The organism is Paeniglutamicibacter quisquiliarum, assembly GCF_019084045.1.
GTDB classification, from domain to species: Bacteria; Actinomycetota; Actinomycetes; order Actinomycetales; family Micrococcaceae; genus Paeniglutamicibacter; species Paeniglutamicibacter quisquiliarum.
Map to the genome: position 1 here is coordinate 558,567 of NZ_JAHRED010000002.1, position 17,080 is coordinate 575,646.

Below are 17,080 nucleotides of genomic sequence, written 5' to 3' on the forward strand. Positions count from 1 at the left end.
ATGTTTGCGTATAACTAAATTTTCAATGTTCGTTTGAACTGCCAGTATTTAAGCACGGCGTACATATTTTGTAAAGACACAATATTGCGGCTTCAACGACCTACCTCTGTAAGCCGTCTACTTTTCTACAACAAAAATGTCGTCGCGGGCCAAGAGTTCAAACGTCAGTCGTCCCAGAATCTTTTGAACATCTTTCTTAGCTCTGGGGCTAGTCTCGCTCGACTGCTCCAGCTGCGTGAAGTAGAGAGCGCGCTCAAATAGCACGTCGTCATCTAGTTCCCTATATTCAGGTGTTGATTGTAGTTCTCCGTAAATAGATCGTGATCCTTCCATATGCCCACTAATATGCGCCTACCAACCGATCAGGTCAATAGGCGCATATTTTATAGCTGGATATTAGGCGTTAGATTCAGAAAAACTAACCTCCAATTGCGGCGATGGCACCATTCGCAACCTGCTCGAATGCATTGACCATTCCTGTAGCCGTCCCGAGAACGGCTAAATCACGGGCTTTAGCCATCAGCTCAACGAGGACGTTCTTTTTTGGATTAGGCGTTGCTGCTTCAGCTTCTACCTCATCAATAACCTCAAGGACTTGCGATTGAACGTCTGGAGACAGCTTCAGAAGGTGAGCCAGTTCCCTAGCACTTTCAACGAACTTTTGAGCTTCCTGAACCTGCTTGACGGTTGCAGTGGCTGTTTGGGTAACGTTGCTACCTCCAACGTTGACGTTGCTTCCGTGAGACCCGTTCACGTTCACGTTCGTAATGCTCGAATATGCTGACGAAGCGATGTCTGCCAAGGATCCTGGACCTTCAATGATGTCGCTGCCTGCCGTAGTGATCTTTGGGTATGTGTAATATCCAGCGGCCATCAAATTGCCAGTCATGTATTTTTTCGCGATGAGCCAAGATGCAGCTTTCCCGATTTCCTGATCCGTGAACTCGACTCCGAGGTAACTGCCATGCCTACTCGACCTGAAGTCTTCGTAACGCAGCCCGGTATCGCCGTTCATGTCGCAATCGTAAAGCCAGCGAAGATAGTTGTCCCTTGCGACCTTGACCCGTGCGGCTATATCTTCACGGGCGGTTTTGAAGGCTCGCACGGCTTCTGAACCTGCAGCCTCGACAACCACTCCGGAGATACCGCTCCCGTCCGCCTCGAACCAGACCCAACCTTGATTCTCGAACCACCGAAGATCGTCCAAGAACACATGGTAATTTTCGTGGTAGTCAACATGTGATTGCTCGAACGGCTTCATTGAAACTTCGAATCCAGCTCGATCCACATTCTCGTTGATCGCCGTGATCAAGTTCAGCCGGCGCGCACCGATCGGAGTGCTTGCAAGTTTAATGAGCTCTGACGTCATGCTTTGAATCCCCAGATTCTGTATCCACATACGCTTCTCGTACGATACGGCTCATCCTAGCTTGGTGTAGCGACGAAATGATTCTTGAGCGTTCTAGGGACTAAGGACAATGTGTAGGCGTTCTGATCTACGCTGATTGTATGAGTGATGCACTGGGGAAGCTTGGGGAAGAATCAAGGAAACCTACTTCGAGCGTTTGGGAAGTCTCGCCGATGATCCGTGATCAAGTGAAGGTGTCCAAGACTGTTATGGACATGGTTCGGACCGCTGGAGCATTCGAGTCTTTGAAATCGACATACGAGTCTCCGCTGCGTAATAGCGCCTGGCAGACTGCAATCAGCAGGAACAACGTGAGCTGGATGAAAAACGTGGCAACTCCGGTCTCGCCGTTCAAGGGCATGCGGGACATTATGGGAGTCAGTGCGCTGCGGTCATTCAACGCTTCAGCGACCAAACCTGCCATTACCGCACTATCTAAAATGATGGACACATCCTCGATCATTGAGTCGAGCTTCAAGAATATGGCCGGCCCCCGCAATGCTTTCGCAGAAATGGCAGCCGCCAACGTTGGTGCAACAAGCATCGTGAAGACGTTGAGCTACAAACCAGCGCTTGGCTTGGTGAAGTATCCAGGCTTCAAAGACATGATGTCTTCGGTTCAGTGGTCAACAGTCTTGGCAGATCCGCTCCAGGATTATCTGGAAAGCGATCCATTTCCCGAGCTCCAGCATCTTGCCGATGAGCTGGGCATCGACATGCTCGATGAAGAACAAGAAGAATTCGCAGCAGAATTTCTTGAGGCACAACCTGATGTCGCGACGGCAATCAAGAAAGCGCCAGGTTACTGGGATGCCAGCCCGGCGTACCGGAAGCTCTTCGTCAGCATAATCGCAGTCGCAATGGGAGCCTGGGTGGCCTTCGGCGTACTGATGATTGAAAAGGATCACCCAATATTTGGGCCGCTACTTAGCGATTTGGGCATCGACCCTTTCATAGCCGGCACTCTTACTAGTGGTGGAATCTATACGCTCGGCGCAAAACTCGAGTCAGCAAGGTCAAAGGGCCAGACGAAGGACGTTGAAGAGTTGCCAGACAATTAGCTCCTCTCTCCCCTGCTAGGGAGCCCTGCGGCTGATGCACTTCTTAGTATCTCGCTTCAAACGTGGGCCCCATGCTTGCACGGCTCGATTGGTTACGGTGCCCGGCATTAGTATCGCCACTCGTCACATTGTGTACACGTTCACTATCCAGGATTCAGCAGGTCGCCGTTGTCAGGATGGACAGAGCGGCAATTCTAGGAATCCTTGATAGCACCAAACAGTTTTTGGCTTGATAGCAGCTGAGGGGCTACACGTCGTCAGGTTGGCTCATTGGGGAAATACAAACGAAAAACCATTGAGCGCCATCGTACGTTCGGCGTCTTACACGAGGAATGGCATTGCGTCCATAACCCCTGAGCTACTATCAAGCCTTTATAGGCTGCGAACTATTGTACTAAAAAGTATTTGCATAAGTAAACAGAGCTGCTATACTAGACGCAGTTATTTGAGGCATTTAGAGACATCGTTTGCGCGGTGTCTCTTACTTTTTTGCCCTTATACCCACTAAGCCCGTTATTTGAGGCGTTAGCTTGTGGACCATTATGAAGCAGTGGAAACTTAAGTCAATAAATGGGTGTGGAAAAGTCTCATAAAACTGTGGAAACTATGCGGACAACTTTATCGCTGGTGGGTTCACTAACAGAGGTGTATGGCGATAAATTCCTTCATCAACTTTTTGCACGCTCAATATCTTCGCCTGGAGCTTTTCGGGTAGGTCAGCTAGTTTCATCTCGCCGCGAGCCAGGTTACATCTGCTATGTACTAGCCTAAAATTGCGATGGTCGAACTCTAGTTGCGGCAAGTTATAGGCGTTACAGATATTGAGCGGGATAATGTGGTCAATAGTCACCTCGTTCCTTTTCATCTTCTGATGACAGATGGCACAACGATTGGTGTAGTGGGCGCGCTTATAGTCCGACTTCGCCCTTCGATAGCGCACATTGCGAAATTGTCCCCATTGCTGGCGTCGAATTCGGCAATACAAGACGGTAATGCGGTCAATGTCGGTCTTCCTACTGATCATAGTTGTCGCTCATTATGAAGAAGCGGCGGAAAACTAGCAAGCAATTCTCACTGGTTGTGGATAAGTTCCAAACATCTAGGCTATGAAAAATAAGCATGATGACCCATAATGCGAGTATGAAATTGGGCGACCTTCTAAACAAAACAATCACGGTACCGACGCTAGACGTCCCGTACTACGGGCCAACGCTTGCAGAGCGCAGGAAGAACTTCAATAACGACTTCGGCTTCAACCTACGCGATACGCACAAGCAGAAACCTCTAAAGACGGTTCAAGCGATATTGGACCGAGAAGCAAAAGAAGCACCGACTGATAAATAGTCGGTGCTTTTGGTTTCTGGTTGCTTCGGTTTAGCTCATGAGCGCCAGGCCAACGATAAGGCCGGCCACAACGAGCGTGGTGAGCGTTGCGTCATCAAGATGGGCGCCTGGTCGTGTTTTGGATTGCTGACGTCCTGGGCGGCTTGTGCGCGCCCGCGGGTCTTTGTTTGATTCGAGGACTATCTCGCCTGTTTTGCTATCCAGGGTGTGAAAACGGCTCATCGTCCTGCCTCATCAGAATTCGCTTCACCATCGGCCGCAGCGGGTTTATCGTTCCCCCATCCCTCTTCCAACTGGTAACTGTCACCGCTTAATAGTTCTTCGCGTATCCAGCCATTCAATCCGCAATGGTCACAGAGAACGGCAACTACGCGTTCGCGCTCAGATTCCGACAAGGTTTTGCCCCATGTGTAATCGTCATGTTGGCACATCGACAATTGAACTCGAAGCCCATCTTCTGTATAGAGTTCTTCGTCTGATTCATCCCATTCAGTCCACTCCGTGTAGTAGAACTCATCTGAATCGTCGGTAGCTAATTCGCTCCATTCCGCCTCTGTATAGTCCACCCTCAGGCAGACATCGGAACAATAGTATTCACCGTCAGCCAGGTAGCCCTCTTGCATACCCTTGCCACACTCTGAACATCTTCGCGCAAAAAGTCCGTAAATCATTACGCTATCTCTAGCTTTGAAACGTCACCGCCCGCAATCAATGCGGTGTCGTCGGTTACATTCATCATTATTAGAGTGCCGCCGATTAGCTCAGCAACCTTATCGGCATCTGCACCGTTTAGATGGATTATGTTCATAGTAGTAATTCCCCGTTTATGTTACTACTTTAATTATACTAAAATCATCACATTGTGTACATACACAATCGGCTAAAAGTGTTGTGAAATAGTGCTATGTAACAGAGGTGACAAAGTCACTCGCAAGCTTCACGCTTATGATGCCCTGGTACTTCTCCGCTTCGCGCCGTATGACACCCTGAATATTCCTCTGTCGACGTTCATCAGGTACAAGAAATAGAACGGCGGGAACTGTCTCTATATCGCGTCTGGTGGCGTTCTCCATAGCGTGCGCATATCTGCCGACCATTGACCCAATAACAGCGAGCGACTCAAAGCCACGGTCTACTTCAATCCAGAGACTTTGTATCTCTCCCCTGCCAATGAGTTCGTACTCTATAAACAGGTCAGGCCTTAGCTTCGCCCCAGCAATATCTAGATGGGCATCGGGCTCAGTCAGGTAGTTCAATATGCGGATGCTGCCAGCCTGCTCCGCCTCTATGAAATGCACGTAAGCGTCAACAATCTCTAACATGTGGTGCTTTACCGTTCGGTGAGCTGGCGTGAACTTACCGCGCTTACCTAGGAAGTCGTGACCCATAGAGCCGAGTTGATACACGTACTGGCCAGAGCCACCACCGTTACCGCCGACAAGACGTCTCTCAATGCGTTGTAAGAGCTTCTGAGCAGTCAGTCGCTTCAGTACACGATCCATTGAATTCTTGTTGGTGTTGTCAAAATGTATGTCCCATATATGACCAGATCCAAGCTGACCGAAGCGGTTTACGGTCTCGATTATGGATGCATCGCGGGTGGTCAGGCGCATGATGACAGTATACAACGAAGCAGTATAAGCGGCCTGGCTTGTATTCACCCATGTCAGATGTCTTTTAGGTGTGGGTCCATACATACTGTGCCCCCATAGCGAGACCCACGCGCGAATTTCTCCAATTTTATCCACAGTTTACGTTGTGCATATTACTGCAAATGTGTCTTTACAAAATAAGGTCGATGTCTCATAGTGCTTAGCAGGACGAAAGCGCGACAAATATATACATAGGTCGCATGCAAATAGTCTTCAATCAATCACAACCGACAAAGGAGAACGTACTTATCCACGAAAGGACACTACTAAATGGCAGAGAGCCCTTATCCGACGTTCAAACAGACGTTCGGCATCATGAAAGAGAAATATAACGATCGATACGATCCGAGGCTTATAGAGGCCATAAACAAGTACAAGGAGTGGCACAAGGCGACGTTTGGTTCAGAACCTTCTCGATCAGACATCCTGAGCACCGCTGTACTGCAACACAACAGCAGAATCAGAGACTATTACAACGACATAGTCAGAAAGGAGAAACATAGTGGGCGCAAGCACCTCGACGGAATCAAGCAAAACCACCCAATCTGGAAAGAGGACTTCAGCGACATATAGTGCCGAAGACGCGTCAGAAGGCGTGGTGACAACACAACCGGCTGCCCAGGGCGATATACCGGTAGAGATTGCTCAGGCAATCATCGCAATCCAAAGGAAGCTATTGCCGCTCGTACGTTCATCTGAGAATGATGAATACGGGAGCAAGTACACACCACTGCACATCGTGATGACACAGGCACTCAAGCTGCTCAACAAGCACAAGGTTGGAGTCATGCAGCCGCCGACAGTCATTGATGGCCAGGCAGGGCTCCTAACGATCCTGGTGCACGAATCAGGCGTCTCCTATCAGTCAGCAACCAAGCTTGCACTGACGAAGGTAGACCCACAATCGCACGGATCGGCGATCACATACTTACGTCGTTATTCGCTAATGGCAACACTAGGCCTCACATCTGAAGAAGATGACGATGACGGCAACAAAGCCAGTGGCGTTCAGCTAAAGCCAACAGAGGAACAGCTCGACGAAATCAAGTCACTTTGCATGGCGATGAAATACCCGTCAAAGCAGATTGCAGCAGAGGTATGGAAGATCAAGACCCGGGACCACGCTTTCCTTACTATAAGGAACCTCAACAAAATGGTTTCAGAGCGTGCCCGTGATATCGAAGCAAGTGACCGGGCGCTGGAGATCGAAGAGGGCGTTCCAAATGAGGATGGCGTACATATCCAGGTATCAACGGATGATCCACCCAAAGGTATCGAGGCGCGTCTAAAAGCGCTTGGAATGACGGAGAAGCGAGTCATAAACAAGTTCGTGCTCACATTCACCGACAAGCCATTCCTCAAGAACTGCAACAGCGAGGATATAGCCCTGCTCGAGAAGTTTGTAGGCCAGCTAGAGACAGGGGAGCTAAAACTCCCGGATGACTGGATTCAGGTAATGGATCGAGCCACAGTCAAAGAAGAACAACAACAACCTAAGGAGGCTCAAGCCTCGGAGAACAAATAGATGGCACACGGTAAGAACATCACTAAGGCACAATTCCGCGTAATCATGCGCGACATCAAAGACAACTTCGGTAGCACTCAGCAGATTGCTGACCGAAACCAAATCAGCCCAGAATCAGTACGAGCTATTCGCCGTGCTAAGACATGGCCAGGCTTTCAGGCAGCTAAAGAATCTCGACGAAAGAAGCTAGCCCAGGCTCCTAAGAAGATAGCAACGCCGCCCAAAGACGACCAACTGCAGCAAGAGCTCGAAATGGTTCCAAGCCTTCCTCTAACGCCCGACTACGTGAAGGAGCTCCTGGACTCACAGATAAAGGTGATTCAGAGCAACGAACGTACTGCGGCACTGCTTAAAGAGGGGAACGAATCATCCCTGGTTATCCGGCGACAATTGGTACGCGTAGAGCAAGCCTTAGAGGGCCTAAAGAACCGCCGACGTTGGTGGAGGCGCTAGCGATCCCCTGGACCGGAACAATGGCGACAGACAAAGACTAGCGATCCAATCTGATCGTCCCGTTGCAGCTGATGAATAAATAGCGGTTCAATAGACCTCCGTTGACAAGACGAACAGTAGTACCTAGACAATCCACCTGCTTCCATGGCCGCGACAATGCGGTCACGGAAGATGTCGTGATGACGAATAGCTTGGCGCGACGGACGCCGGCCCAGGTTTTGATTGATCACTTCCTGGATGCGCCGAACCGAACGCTCAACGCCAAGTTCTTCTTTGATCATCCACGCTGGCTTCTTGGGCACCTGGGATGCCAGCTCGATGATCATTTGGTCTTCTTCGTACATATACAACTAATTAAGCAAACTTTGCCGGTCGCGTAAATGCCGCAGGTCGCACTTGGTAGCTTGTGCGTCGCATAAATCCAGCCGTCTAACAGAGGTCAGACGGTCGAAAAGAATACTTCACGATATTTTGCGGCGCTTCGCTACTTGACGCCAACGAACAAAAGTAGCGCAGTAGCTATATAAGACAGATAAAGTCACCGATTCGTCAAGCAGACGCATGCGCGTCGCTTCGTCGAGTTATCCACAGCCTTTTTGAGGACGTGCTCAAAAAGTCGAATCGTTGCTCACTTCCCCATCGTTGAACTAACAAATCTATGCAGACATGCAGAAAGTACGTTAGCGCTTTACAAGCGATTGGGGAGTGGTCAAGGACCGCACAACAAATCTAATCGGAGAACACATGAATGAAGATATTTAGACAGAGCGCTGCTTTTCCGTTCGTGATCGTCGGCGTTCTCTTCGTCCTGCTCGGCATACTCGGACTTGTTATCGCTAGCCGAGTCGAAGGCCTGGACCGTGTCCGCGTCTTATTTCGGACGATTGCCGAGATCTATGAGGAACATGAGGTGATCTCATGAACGACGCGTATCCGCTTCAATGGCCAGCACATTGGCCACGAACCGAGAAACCCCAGCGCTCCAGCTTCAAAACTCCTCTCGCAGCAGCAAGGGAAGAACTAAAGACCGAGCTCAGACGCTTGAAGGCAACCAACGTCGTCATCTCGACAAACATCATCGTCAATCAGGATGGCACCTATAGAAGCAAGCAACGAATACCTGATGACCGCGGAGTCGCTGTCTATTTCAATCTCGCTGGTGAAGCACAGTGCTTTCCGTGTGATCGATGGCTTCAGGTTGAAGACAACTTGCATGCCGTTGCCCTATCCATACACGCCATTCGCGGTTTGGAACGCTGGGGTGCCCAGGAGATGGTGAACGCTGCATTCCGTGGCTTCAAGGCTCTGCCTGCCCAGACGATCGTCACTCCATATCAAGCCCGGCTTTGGTACGACGTCCTGGAAGTGTCACCCACAGCGAGCCCACAAATCATCAAAGCGGCCTATCGACAACAGCTACTAAAGCATCATCCTGATCAGGGCGGTGAACTAGCGGCATTCAATGAGGTGCAGAAGGCGTATAGGGAGGCCACGTCGTAATGGACCAAGAACTATTCGAGCTCTGCATAGAAGTACATAAGCGATTCCCTGGGTGGAACGACACCCTTGCTTGCTGGGAACGTACGGCTGGAATACCAGAGGGTGAACCCTACATTGCATACCCAGAGCTAGAGCGTCTTTATGGTTTATGGGGTACGCAGGAATTGAAGACACGAACCCCTCTTTACACCACCGACTACCTACTAGAGAAGTTGCCGCAAGACCTAGTGAACGATAATGAGGTGCATCCGTTCACACTTTACAGAGGAAAATATTCCAAGCAGTGGCTTGCTGGGTACGAGGGTTATTTTGGTGGCCAGAATGACCCAAGCGACACCCCTCTCAAAGCCCTCTTAAAGCTAGTAATCGCATTAGTTGATGCCGGGGAGCTATCCAGATGATCGTCGGCTTCGATTATTGGCAAGTCATCAGCCACTACCCTGAGTACTTCAGTCGCCTGGCGATGATGCATCAGGAAGCTGGGGACAAGGTCGTCGTCATCTCTGCTGTTGGACCGAAACGCCAAGGAACAGTAGAGGCCGAAGTTCGTCAGGCAGGCATTCCAAACAGCGTGCTCGTGCATGAAGTCCTGTTTGATCATCCTGGAGAGTCCCCTGCCCTCAAGTTGGCCGCGTGTAGGGGTTTGGGCGTTAGCATCTTCTACGACGACCGAGACGACGTCTGCCGGCTGCTGAATGAGCACGGCATCCTGGCATTGCGAGTTCCTCGTAAAGACGGCTCCACCTACGACCTGGGAGCTGAACGTGGATAAGTACGTCGTCAGTTTCGAACAGGCCAAGCAATTGAAGAAGGCTGGGTTCCCTCAGGACACCGTTTACAAGTACTACCAAGTAATCGTGACGGGTGAGGTGAAGCTGATAGCCGGGGACTTTGAGGATCTGACTGTCGGCGGCAAGCACACGCGAACATTTGCGGCACCGATGACGGATGAACTCCGCGCTCAGCTACCGGACAGGATCAATGACCGATACGCGAAGCTAGAGATTCGTACGTTGGGCAGATACACCAACATGCCCATCTTGGTTGAGGAATCCCTACAGCCAGTGACGCGAGACCAAGAGTTTCATCCCAACTACAACGACCTTGCGTTCGAGGACGACGGACGACTGGAAACGCTTGTCAACGCGCTGTCGGTGTTGTGGCTCTGGTGCAATGAAAATAACTACCTTGAAAGAAGTCAATCATGACCAGAAGCGGGTGACGTTGCCTTGGTAGTGTTCAGCCTATGGCTGGGGAAATAACACAAGAAGCAATAGCGCTCGCTCTGGGCGGCGCTGGTATCGGTGCAGGGGGTGCGATCATCGCTCAAATCATAGGCGGCATTCTCACTGCGAAGCGTGAGAAGCGAAAAGCCGCCTCTGACCGCGAATTGTGGGAATTCGAAGCCGAGGCGAAGCGTAGGGATCGAAGCATCGATGAAAAGATCGAGGTATTCGCTGCCATCCTCTCCGTGTCGGAAAGTCTGATAACAGTCATTCACCTCGAGCCCATCTTTGGCGAACAACCCTTGTCGACGCTAAGAACAAAGCTGAGCGAGCTCCAGTCGCATGTACAGAAACTCAGCATCCTTGTCCCTGAACTGTTCGAGCACGCTGACGGCGTTTTTCAGCGGTGCAATGTAATGGTGATGATTACCAGCCGGTCGCATTTTTTGTCGGATCGGGAGAACCTGCATACCGAAATCAATCCAGCACATCACGAGGCCGATGAGAGTATAAAGATCGCCCGAGCTGCATTCCAAGCCTACGTTTCACACAAACCGATTCCCCCTGCCACAAATAATTAAATACGTTTACGACATAAAAAAGCTACCTTGAAGGAGGTGATAGATGAACGAGGAAAACAAGAAACTCGCCGTTGAGAAGATACAGCTAATCGGTGAGCTCAGCCAGAACAATGAAATCAAAGCACTGTGCAGGACCCTGGTCCAACTGCATGAACCTGAAAAATCAGAAGTCCTTGGTTTTGACGGTGGGAGCAAGAAATAGATGGAACGTCTCCCCCAACAAGAACCAGAGTTCAAGCTAAACGATGACCATCTCGTTGCCCTGGCAATCATCGAAGCCATAGCTGAAGAACGAGAGATCACAGACGCTGCAGCTCGGGTCATGGCATCCCAGCTACATGGTGGCCAATGGAGCGCACTGTATGAACTGGCTTCAACTGGAAGTATCGACGAAGAGCGACTCCCCCACGAATTTGTACAGCTTTACAACGAGGAAACGGCCACGCTTCAGGTAAAGGACATGGTCAACATGCTCGGCACGTACTGCATAAACCGCGAGGATAAAGGCAGTCAATCAGGTTGGAGCCTGCAGTGGCTTGAGGCGCCGGACATCCCCGAAGGTTTAGGACTCGAAGATATAGATGATCCTGAGATCGTTGCAGAGCTCGTACACGCCGTGAACACCCATGGTGAGGCAATGACTCATTATTTGGATTACATCGGCTACAGGACGGCTCACGACGTGCGAGAAGTAGTGCGTCAGTTCCCAGAGCACTTCCACGGCAAGTACGAAGCGATGGAAGATTACGTGATCTACATTCTGGGAGAACTCGGCCAGGTTGCGCAGCTCGATGATTTCAAGCGGACTGTTCCTGAGGATTTAATGGGTTACCTGAACTGGGACACCAAAGGCATCGCTGAAGACTGGTCGATAAACAAGTATGAAGTCGTCTCAACAGATGACGCCGTGTTCGTCTATGACAAGTAGCCGGCCAAATCTGATTGACAAGAATGCCCTCCTGGTTCAAAATCTGGGGCAGGAGGAAACCGATGAGTAAGCTCGATTCCACCAAACTGTCTTTTGAAAACCTTGCATCCGACGAACCATACAGGCAACGTTCTGAGGCGAATCGGAGACAAGCCAGACAAGAGGTCAAGAAACTGAAACACCAAATCGGCAGCCTATACGCTGTCGTCGCCGCGGCTAATCCGTAGCGCACCGAGTGAACCGTTGCCCGTAAATTCAAAGGCCGTGTGGAGTAGAGGTGCCAAACCACTCCGCGGCAACACACTCGCATTGAACTTTGACATCTAGAATCCAGATCCGGCCATGGTGTTGTGACGTGGCTGGATCTGGGCATACAAGTGGCGGAAGTAGGTAGCTCCTATATGAAACCAAGGGGAAATCTCATCAGATTCAACATGAATCGTCCCTGCCTTGTGTGCACCTTCCGGACTATGTAGGAGGGCAGCCAAAAGAGTGATCTGTGGCAGCGTGCGGCTTTCGAGCCAATCCCCGTCGAACGCCAGGCTTACATGGACCAGTTGATCGCATCACCTCAACCTGGTGCGGTCAACTGGGTAGATGAGTTTTCTTTCCCGTTTACTCGTCTGCTCTGACTCAGCAGTGCTGCACAGAGGTTTTATGTCGTAGTTTTTCCTCTATGCAGCGCCTTGTCCTCTCGGCAACTTGTCGGTCTTTGTGATTGAACCATTTAAGTTGCCGGTGGGACTAGGCATCCATTTATCAATTAACACCAAGGAGGTGATGTGAGTGTCAGCAGCGAAAAAGGCAAGAAGCTAGAGAACGAAGTAGCCAAGCTACTACAGAAGAAATTAGGTGCTCGCGTTAGTCGTGACAAGCGCAGCGGGGCCGGCAGTCATCAGAAGAACGACATTTCCGACTACTATCAAGACACTCCCCTCGATATTGAGTGCAAGGACCACAAAGTCATCAAGATCAAAGAATGGTGGCGTCAGGTTGTCGGTGGAGCAAGCTTTAACCGCATTCCAACCATTGTCTTCCGCGCGGATGATGAAGTACTGGCTACACTCCGCTTCAGTGACCTTGTAGACCTTATTGCAGAGACCCAACAGCACCGCGTCGAGATCAAGAAGCTACGTGCACCCATCGTCAAGATTGGCAGCGGTGAGGTAGTGGATCCAGAACATATCAAGCCAAGTGAAAGCCGCTCATCTTGGAGCGAGTGCCGTGGCGGTAACATCATCAGCCCAGGAGAAAAGAAGTGCCTGGTAAAGGACTGCCAGTATTGCTCGAACAAGAAGGTCAAGAAAGAGAAGAAGAAGTAGTCACCCGATCGCGGATTGGAATCTGTGCCTAACCGGGCACGGAAACAATCCACGATCGAAAAGAGTGATCATCATGGTCAAGGGAATCTTCATTCCAGCGGATCAAGAGCAGGACATTGAACTCCGCGAGTACAACTCGCTGGACGACTACCAGCTTGCAGTCCAGGGCAATATCGAAGCGATGGACATCAACCGCCCCGATGCAACCATCTTCATCAACGAAGAAGGCAAGTTGATCGACCTGGATACGAACGGACGAGCAACGCTTATTATGTGGGTTCATTTGTCCCGTTACAGGGGCATGGATATCATCCAGGGAGACGTTGTGATCATTGGTCGACCAGACCCCAAAGGCAACACCCAAGATGTGCCCCAGGAGCTCGTAGATCTCTTGTTCAACACCGAGTCTTACAAGATCGAATTCACCACCATCCAGGGCAGCGTGAAGTGGATCGGAAAAGATTCCCACATCGATAATTGGACCGTCGCCTACATGATCGGCATCAGAACTGCTGAAGGATGGGCAGGCGTCGACGAAATACGAGTATTACCAGTTTGATCGTGGAAACCCCTACCTAATCGTAGGGGTTTCTTCATGCCCCGAAATTGAAAAGACCCCAGTCCTACGTGAGTAAACTCGAACGTAAGACTGGGGTCGTATGTTGTGGGCTGCTGCCGGTTAGACAGCTGCACCTGGGCGAAAGTTCTTGCGTCGGCCTTTGAGGCCGTCGGCATTGTCCAGCACTTCCTGAATCTTGGGTGAGAGCTTGTTGAACTCTTCCAAGGTCACGACGAGCTCGATAACTTCAGTCCCGTGGCGAAGCTCCAGTTGAACCAGATCTGCGAGGGGCTTCAAGCCCTTGAGCTCATCCGGCAATGCGTCGAATTGGACGGACTCCTCGAGGTTTGGGTGGGTACGGACAACCACATTCGTGAACGCGTCGTCCTTACCTTCCTTGCCCGACAGATCAGATACCTTGCGACTTACCCATGCCATCTGACTCACCTACTTTCATGTGCGTAGCAATCACTGGTTGCGATCACTTCTGCGCATGATTATGAGACTTCGTCATTTAATGTCAATACGTATATATGCTTCCATCCACAGCTTTTTCGCCAAAAGAGTCTGACTTGAACTTGATCTTCATGTCCGGTAAATGAGATTTTAATTCAATAGCAATTTGATTCATTGCTGTATCACTGAGGTTATCTTCGCTTTTGATCCAAATGGCTCCATCTGATAAGCCCAAGGAAAAATCAGCAATATATGGTGAATCTTCTAGCATTTGCCCTACAATACTCAAAAAACTCTTGTCGAGGCGCGGGTTAGATCCTAAGTTAACCGCTGAATCGCTGCCGACGTTATATGACGTGGTTCGAACTGGCCTGGTTCTCTTGACGACATCATTGCGCAGCAAGGCGTTTGTTCTCGTGAGCTCCCGAACGGAAGCAAGGATTTCGGCCATTGCATCCCCAGCATCGGCAACGATGGGCGAGGGATGAGGTGCCTTCGTCGGATCTACCTCTTCCGGGAATTCGACATTGATTTCAGCAAGCTTGGCCTCAAATGATGGCCAGCAAATCCTAAAGGCCTCTTCAAGTAAATTGTGTGGACGCTTGTCGTCGCCGAGCGCTTCATTGATCGAGACCAGGAGACTCTTCATGCTCTCCTGTTCGGGAAGGGTCGCTTGGTAGCTCGCCATAGGACCAACAAGATCAGTTGGCTTCTTGAAATCTATGAGCAAAGGCGCAACACGGGAATCCGAACCTTTTACGCGCTTGGACAGTGCACCGGCCTCAAAATTCAACCACTGCGAACCTTGGTTCCAAGGAGTAACAACAATGATGCCGAATGATGTGTCGTCCAGTTCTCGTTCAAGTTGTTGGTTCCACTTGAGACCGGCCCTCAGTCCTTCAGTACTGATCCAAGGCTCAATGGCATTGACCACAGTCGGCAACCAAGCATGAAGAGCTTTTGCGACCGCCAGACTTTTCGTCTCTGAACCTGACCAACTGATAAAAACCTTCAACATGCTCCCCCTGCTTGCGATGAATACTCGCACCAGCTTATCAACAGAGCATTGAGAGAATCCCCTTCATGCGCGCAGGCTGCGGGCATGTACCATTTTACACTTTACCTAACTGTATAAATTGATATAATTAAGGGTAAATGAACGCAGGATTCAATCTACAGAAATACGTAAAGAAATCGACAGCGGCTAGCGGTGTTCCTGTTAAGGTTGATCTGGATCTGTCTCAGGAGTTGGCAACTCTTCTTGTAGGCCGCGGTTAGACGTGAATTCTAGCGTGCGCTTCAACTCCTCACGCTGAGCTTCGTTGATCGCGCGGAACCGGCGTGCTTCTTCTCTGCGTCTCGCATCCTTTTCGTCGCCAGACCGGATCCAGACTTGGAGCCCGCGAGGAGATTCACTCCATTTCTTTTGGAGGGTACTCATGTCCTTCACTGCTTTAGCCAGATCATGAACGCCGAGAGTATCCATGAATCGTTTCGTTTTCAGCGGTGCCCAATCCAAGATCGCCCGACTCCTTAGCTCGACGTCATCCAGCCCCTTGAACGTCACTTCGACTTCGTGTCGGTCTGCCAATTTTTCGTTCTTCGACCGCTCATGGCTCACATCCCAAATAGTTCTCCACTCCTGGCCAGGAGCCAAAAACGGAATCACAGCGGGAATATCTACATTATCGACGTCTGCACGATTCGTATCTCCAGTTCTTTGTATTGGTGGATCACTAATGAACCTGACGTCATAGGCCGGCGTGGGACCAAAGTTCTTGATTACAATCTCTTGAATAAACGGCGAAGCAGCTGGTTCCATATATGCCACTACGGCTGGTTCCGACTTCTTCCTTTCGATGTCATCGAGTTGACGTCGTGCCTTCTTCGATTCACTTACCTGACCCCGCGCATAGAACAACGCCCATACCGCAACTCCTAATGTCAGAACCGTGGCCGCAGCAGATATCCAGTCCGTAATTGACGGTGGCCCCTGTACAACGATCATCCTTTTCCCCCATTTTCTCTAACTCGATCGTGCCCGTCAGCGGCCTTGTTGACTGCCTCGATCAATCCCTCATAAATGGCACGATCATCTGGGCTCATCTTCTCATCACCATGAGACGCATAGAACTCAGCAGCCTCCATCGCCAGTGCGTTCCAGGCCTTCCGTTCGGGACTCTCGCTCATTTGGCAAACCTAGCAATCCTTTCTACCCACAACCACGTACGTTCCAGGGATTCAATCCACGAGCGACAAAACTATGCGATAGGGTCTGAGGCCAGATCGGATTGCCTTATTTCGAAGTCATGCCCATATCGCTTGGCAAGCTTCTTAATTAGTTCGGTTATCCAAGGCGGAGAATCAGGGGCAACATAGACGCTACGTACGAGCTTTCTAACGTCTACGGAAACCGGTTCAACCACGCTTCCCGGGCTAGAAGGCATGAATGGCAATCCCTTATCAGGGTCAAGGCCGCCCGTGGCTACGAGTGTTATTAGTCGGACCTCGCGTTCATGCGCGTAGCTCAAACGCTTGTGCATGTAGGCGTCGAAAGCATTTTCCTCTGGAATCACCTCGGTGTGATAGTCAGCGTACTTGATCCTGCCTCCGAAAATTCTCCTGCTTGAAGAGAGGCTACCCGTGAGGCTCTCCCAGTTAGTCTGGATAGCCACTCCGCGACCCTCTCTTTGGTAGAGATCCCACATCGCAGCAGATTCTACCGGCGATTCGTGCCAGCAACTCATGAACATCGATTTGAGAGTGAATGCTCGACGAACTGACGCGCTATCTCTCATCATTTCAAAGTGCTCGCCATGCATTTGAGGCCGCATCTCTATGTTGGCTGGCCCATACGACCCTTCCCATTTATCAGCCATCTGATCCGCCCGGGCAAAGAAGATGGCCTCATCTTCCAACAACGAGATGAATCGAGCAATGTCCATGTATCGCCACAGGACATCCTGGCCCTCGGGTTGATTCTCAAAGCTTTCGTGTCGCGTAATTTCAAACATACGCATAATCCTAGTTCGACTAGGTCTTTTCCACCGTAGAGACATTGAAGG

Annotated in this window: 24 protein-coding genes; 14 read left to right on the plus strand and 10 right to left on the minus strand. The window is 50.4% G+C overall.

The features are described 5' to 3' along the window. Positions 1–418 precede the first annotated feature (418 nt). On the minus strand, positions 419–1,369 hold the full coding sequence (locus KRR55_RS06210) for a hypothetical protein (RefSeq protein ID WP_217388165.1): 951 nt from the start codon (positions 1,367–1,369) through the stop codon (positions 419–421). A gap of 140 nt (positions 1,370–1,509) precedes the next feature. Between KRR55_RS06210 and KRR55_RS06215 the strand changes: the two genes are divergently transcribed. Then, a complete protein-coding gene (locus KRR55_RS06215) occupies positions 1,510–2,469 on the plus strand; it encodes a hypothetical protein (RefSeq protein ID WP_217388167.1) in 960 nt (319 codons plus the stop codon). A gap of 604 nt (positions 2,470–3,073) precedes the next feature. Here KRR55_RS06215 and KRR55_RS20740 read toward each other — a convergent pair. Continuing rightward, positions 3,074–3,493, minus strand: a complete 420-nt coding sequence (locus KRR55_RS20740) for an HNH endonuclease signature motif containing protein (RefSeq protein ID WP_418888830.1) — start codon at positions 3,491–3,493, stop codon at positions 3,074–3,076. Between the two features lie 116 nt (positions 3,494–3,609). Between KRR55_RS20740 and KRR55_RS06220 the strand changes: the two genes are divergently transcribed. After that, positions 3,610–3,813, plus strand: a complete 204-nt coding sequence (locus tag KRR55_RS06220; protein ID WP_217388169.1) for a hypothetical protein — start codon at positions 3,610–3,612, stop codon at positions 3,811–3,813. Between the two features lie 218 nt (positions 3,814–4,031). On the opposite strand, the gene KRR55_RS06225 is transcribed toward KRR55_RS06220, so the two are convergent. Then, entirely contained in the window at positions 4,032–4,484 is a 453-nt protein-coding gene (locus tag KRR55_RS06225; protein ID WP_217388171.1) for a hypothetical protein, read from the minus strand. A 231-nt stretch (positions 4,485–4,715) separates the two neighbouring features. Continuing rightward, positions 4,716–5,426 (minus strand): replication-relaxation family protein, encoded by a 711-nt coding sequence (locus KRR55_RS06230; protein ID WP_217388173.1) that lies wholly within the window; start codon positions 5,424–5,426, stop codon positions 4,716–4,718. A 309-nt stretch (positions 5,427–5,735) separates the two neighbouring features. Between KRR55_RS06230 and KRR55_RS06235 the strand changes: the two genes are divergently transcribed. The 3 genes from KRR55_RS06235 to KRR55_RS06245 are packed head-to-tail and all read left to right on the plus strand — an operon-like array spanning position 5,736 to position 7,443. Continuing rightward, on the plus strand, positions 5,736–6,038 hold the full coding sequence (locus KRR55_RS06235) for a hypothetical protein (protein ID WP_217388174.1): 303 nt from the start codon (positions 5,736–5,738) through the stop codon (positions 6,036–6,038). 25 nt (positions 6,039–6,063) lie between these two features. Then, complete coding sequence (locus KRR55_RS06240; RefSeq protein ID WP_217388175.1) at positions 6,064–6,990, plus strand: ERF family protein; 927 nt, start codon at positions 6,064–6,066, stop codon at positions 6,988–6,990. Continuing rightward, a complete protein-coding gene (locus KRR55_RS06245; RefSeq protein ID WP_217388176.1) occupies positions 6,991–7,443 on the plus strand; it encodes a hypothetical protein in 453 nt (150 codons plus the stop codon). On the opposite strand, the gene KRR55_RS06250 is transcribed toward KRR55_RS06245, so the two are convergent. Beyond that, positions 7,440–7,769, minus strand: coding sequence for a hypothetical protein (locus tag KRR55_RS06250; protein ID WP_217388177.1), 330 nt, complete (start codon positions 7,767–7,769; stop codon positions 7,440–7,442). The genes KRR55_RS06245 and KRR55_RS06250 overlap by 4 nt on opposite strands. Positions 7,770–8,361: 592 nt before the next feature. Between KRR55_RS06250 and KRR55_RS06255 the strand changes: the two genes are divergently transcribed. The 9 genes from KRR55_RS06255 to KRR55_RS06295 all read left to right on the plus strand — a co-directional run bounded on the left by KRR55_RS06255 (position 8,362) and on the right by KRR55_RS06295 (position 13,559). Further along, positions 8,362–8,943: a J domain-containing protein gene (locus KRR55_RS06255; protein WP_217388178.1), complete on the plus strand. Its 582-nt coding sequence runs from the start codon at positions 8,362–8,364 to the stop codon at positions 8,941–8,943. After that, positions 8,943–9,344: a hypothetical protein gene (locus tag KRR55_RS06260; protein WP_217388179.1), complete on the plus strand. Its 402-nt coding sequence runs from the start codon at positions 8,943–8,945 to the stop codon at positions 9,342–9,344. Before KRR55_RS06255 ends, KRR55_RS06260 begins: the two co-directional genes overlap by 1 nt. Next, entirely contained in the window at positions 9,341–9,715 is a 375-nt protein-coding gene (locus KRR55_RS06265; RefSeq protein ID WP_217388180.1) for an HAD family hydrolase, read from the plus strand. Before KRR55_RS06260 ends, KRR55_RS06265 begins: the two co-directional genes overlap by 4 nt. Next, the gene (locus KRR55_RS06270; protein ID WP_217388181.1) at positions 9,708–10,151 is read left to right on the plus strand and encodes a hypothetical protein; all 444 of its coding nucleotides are present in this window, start codon (positions 9,708–9,710) and stop codon (positions 10,149–10,151) included. The genes KRR55_RS06265 and KRR55_RS06270 overlap by 8 nt, the downstream gene beginning before the upstream one ends. 38 nt (positions 10,152–10,189) lie before the next feature. Continuing rightward, on the plus strand, positions 10,190–10,750 hold the full coding sequence (locus tag KRR55_RS06275; RefSeq protein ID WP_217388182.1) for a hypothetical protein: 561 nt from the start codon (positions 10,190–10,192) through the stop codon (positions 10,748–10,750). Positions 10,751–10,793: 43 nt separating this feature from the next. Further along, positions 10,794–10,952: a hypothetical protein gene (locus KRR55_RS06280; protein ID WP_217388183.1), complete on the plus strand. Its 159-nt coding sequence runs from the start codon at positions 10,794–10,796 to the stop codon at positions 10,950–10,952. Continuing rightward, complete coding sequence (locus KRR55_RS06285; protein ID WP_217388184.1) at positions 10,953–11,678, plus strand: antirestriction protein ArdA; 726 nt, start codon at positions 10,953–10,955, stop codon at positions 11,676–11,678. It abuts the gene before it with no gap. 782 nt (positions 11,679–12,460) lie between these two features. Further along, positions 12,461–13,000 carry a putative PDDEXK endonuclease gene (locus tag KRR55_RS06290; RefSeq protein WP_217388185.1) on the plus strand — a complete coding sequence of 180 codons (540 nt, stop codon included), beginning with the start codon at positions 12,461–12,463 and terminating at the stop codon, positions 12,998–13,000. A gap of 73 nt (positions 13,001–13,073) precedes the next feature. Then, a complete protein-coding gene (locus tag KRR55_RS06295; RefSeq protein ID WP_217388186.1) occupies positions 13,074–13,559 on the plus strand; it encodes a DUF3846 domain-containing protein in 486 nt (161 codons plus the stop codon). A gap of 120 nt (positions 13,560–13,679) precedes the next feature. On the opposite strand, the gene KRR55_RS06300 is transcribed toward KRR55_RS06295, so the two are convergent. The 5 genes from KRR55_RS06300 to KRR55_RS06320 all read right to left on the minus strand — a co-directional run bounded on the left by KRR55_RS06300 (position 13,680) and on the right by KRR55_RS06320 (position 17,029). Further along, positions 13,680–13,997: a hypothetical protein gene (locus KRR55_RS06300; protein ID WP_217388187.1), complete on the minus strand. Its 318-nt coding sequence runs from the start codon at positions 13,995–13,997 to the stop codon at positions 13,680–13,682. An 82-nt stretch (positions 13,998–14,079) separates the two neighbouring features. After that, complete coding sequence (locus KRR55_RS06305) at positions 14,080–15,033, minus strand: toll/interleukin-1 receptor domain-containing protein (RefSeq protein ID WP_217388188.1); 954 nt, start codon at positions 15,031–15,033, stop codon at positions 14,080–14,082. A 201-nt stretch (positions 15,034–15,234) separates the two neighbouring features. Further along, the gene (locus KRR55_RS06310; RefSeq protein WP_217388189.1) at positions 15,235–16,023 is read right to left on the minus strand and encodes a hypothetical protein; all 789 of its coding nucleotides are present in this window, start codon (positions 16,021–16,023) and stop codon (positions 15,235–15,237) included. Further along, the gene (locus tag KRR55_RS06315) at positions 16,020–16,205 is read right to left on the minus strand and encodes a hypothetical protein (RefSeq protein ID WP_217388190.1); all 186 of its coding nucleotides are present in this window, start codon (positions 16,203–16,205) and stop codon (positions 16,020–16,022) included. The genes KRR55_RS06310 and KRR55_RS06315 overlap by 4 nt, the downstream gene beginning before the upstream one ends. Positions 16,206–16,276: 71 nt before the next feature. Continuing rightward, the gene (locus KRR55_RS06320; RefSeq protein ID WP_217388191.1) at positions 16,277–17,029 is read right to left on the minus strand and encodes a DUF2971 domain-containing protein; all 753 of its coding nucleotides are present in this window, start codon (positions 17,027–17,029) and stop codon (positions 16,277–16,279) included. Between the last annotated feature and the right edge of the window lie 51 nt (positions 17,030–17,080).

Excerpts from the sequence above, each read along its gene's own strand:
- KRR55_RS06315 (WP_217388190.1), bottom strand. The coding sequence starts at position 16,205 with ATGAGCGAGAGTCCCGAACGGAAGGCCTGGAACGCACTGGCGATGGAG.
- KRR55_RS06295 (WP_217388186.1), top strand. The coding sequence starts at position 13,074 with ATGGTCAAGGGAATCTTCATTCCAGCGGATCAAGAGCAGGACATTGAA.
- KRR55_RS06230 (WP_217388173.1), bottom strand. The coding sequence starts at position 5,426 with ATGCGCCTGACCACCCGCGATGCATCCATAATCGAGACCGTAAACCGC.
- KRR55_RS06300 (WP_217388187.1), bottom strand. The coding sequence starts at position 13,997 with ATGGCATGGGTAAGTCGCAAGGTATCTGATCTGTCGGGCAAGGAAGGT.
- KRR55_RS06310 (WP_217388189.1), bottom strand. The coding sequence starts at position 16,023 with ATGATCGTTGTACAGGGGCCACCGTCAATTACGGACTGGATATCTGCT.
- KRR55_RS06275 (WP_217388182.1), top strand. The coding sequence starts at position 10,190 with ATGGCTGGGGAAATAACACAAGAAGCAATAGCGCTCGCTCTGGGCGGC.
- KRR55_RS06305 (WP_217388188.1), bottom strand. The coding sequence starts at position 15,033 with ATGTTGAAGGTTTTTATCAGTTGGTCAGGTTCAGAGACGAAAAGTCTG.
- KRR55_RS06320 (WP_217388191.1), bottom strand. The coding sequence starts at position 17,029 with ATGTTTGAAATTACGCGACACGAAAGCTTTGAGAATCAACCCGAGGGC.
- KRR55_RS06265 (WP_217388180.1), top strand. The coding sequence starts at position 9,341 with ATGATCGTCGGCTTCGATTATTGGCAAGTCATCAGCCACTACCCTGAG.
- KRR55_RS06255 (WP_217388178.1), top strand. The coding sequence starts at position 8,362 with ATGAACGACGCGTATCCGCTTCAATGGCCAGCACATTGGCCACGAACC.
- KRR55_RS06220 (WP_217388169.1), top strand. The coding sequence starts at position 3,610 with ATGAAATTGGGCGACCTTCTAAACAAAACAATCACGGTACCGACGCTA.
- KRR55_RS06260 (WP_217388179.1), top strand. The coding sequence starts at position 8,943 with ATGGACCAAGAACTATTCGAGCTCTGCATAGAAGTACATAAGCGATTC.
- KRR55_RS06245 (WP_217388176.1), top strand. The coding sequence starts at position 6,991 with ATGGCACACGGTAAGAACATCACTAAGGCACAATTCCGCGTAATCATG.
- KRR55_RS20740 (WP_418888830.1), bottom strand. The coding sequence starts at position 3,493 with ATGATCAGTAGGAAGACCGACATTGACCGCATTACCGTCTTGTATTGC.
- KRR55_RS06280 (WP_217388183.1), top strand. The coding sequence starts at position 10,794 with ATGAACGAGGAAAACAAGAAACTCGCCGTTGAGAAGATACAGCTAATC.
- KRR55_RS06225 (WP_217388171.1), bottom strand. The coding sequence starts at position 4,484 with ATGATTTACGGACTTTTTGCGCGAAGATGTTCAGAGTGTGGCAAGGGT.
- KRR55_RS06215 (WP_217388167.1), top strand. The coding sequence starts at position 1,510 with ATGAGTGATGCACTGGGGAAGCTTGGGGAAGAATCAAGGAAACCTACT.
- KRR55_RS06210 (WP_217388165.1), bottom strand. The coding sequence starts at position 1,369 with ATGACGTCAGAGCTCATTAAACTTGCAAGCACTCCGATCGGTGCGCGC.
- KRR55_RS06250 (WP_217388177.1), bottom strand. The coding sequence starts at position 7,769 with ATGATCATCGAGCTGGCATCCCAGGTGCCCAAGAAGCCAGCGTGGATG.
- KRR55_RS06235 (WP_217388174.1), top strand. The coding sequence starts at position 5,736 with ATGGCAGAGAGCCCTTATCCGACGTTCAAACAGACGTTCGGCATCATG.
- KRR55_RS06285 (WP_217388184.1), top strand. The coding sequence starts at position 10,953 with ATGGAACGTCTCCCCCAACAAGAACCAGAGTTCAAGCTAAACGATGAC.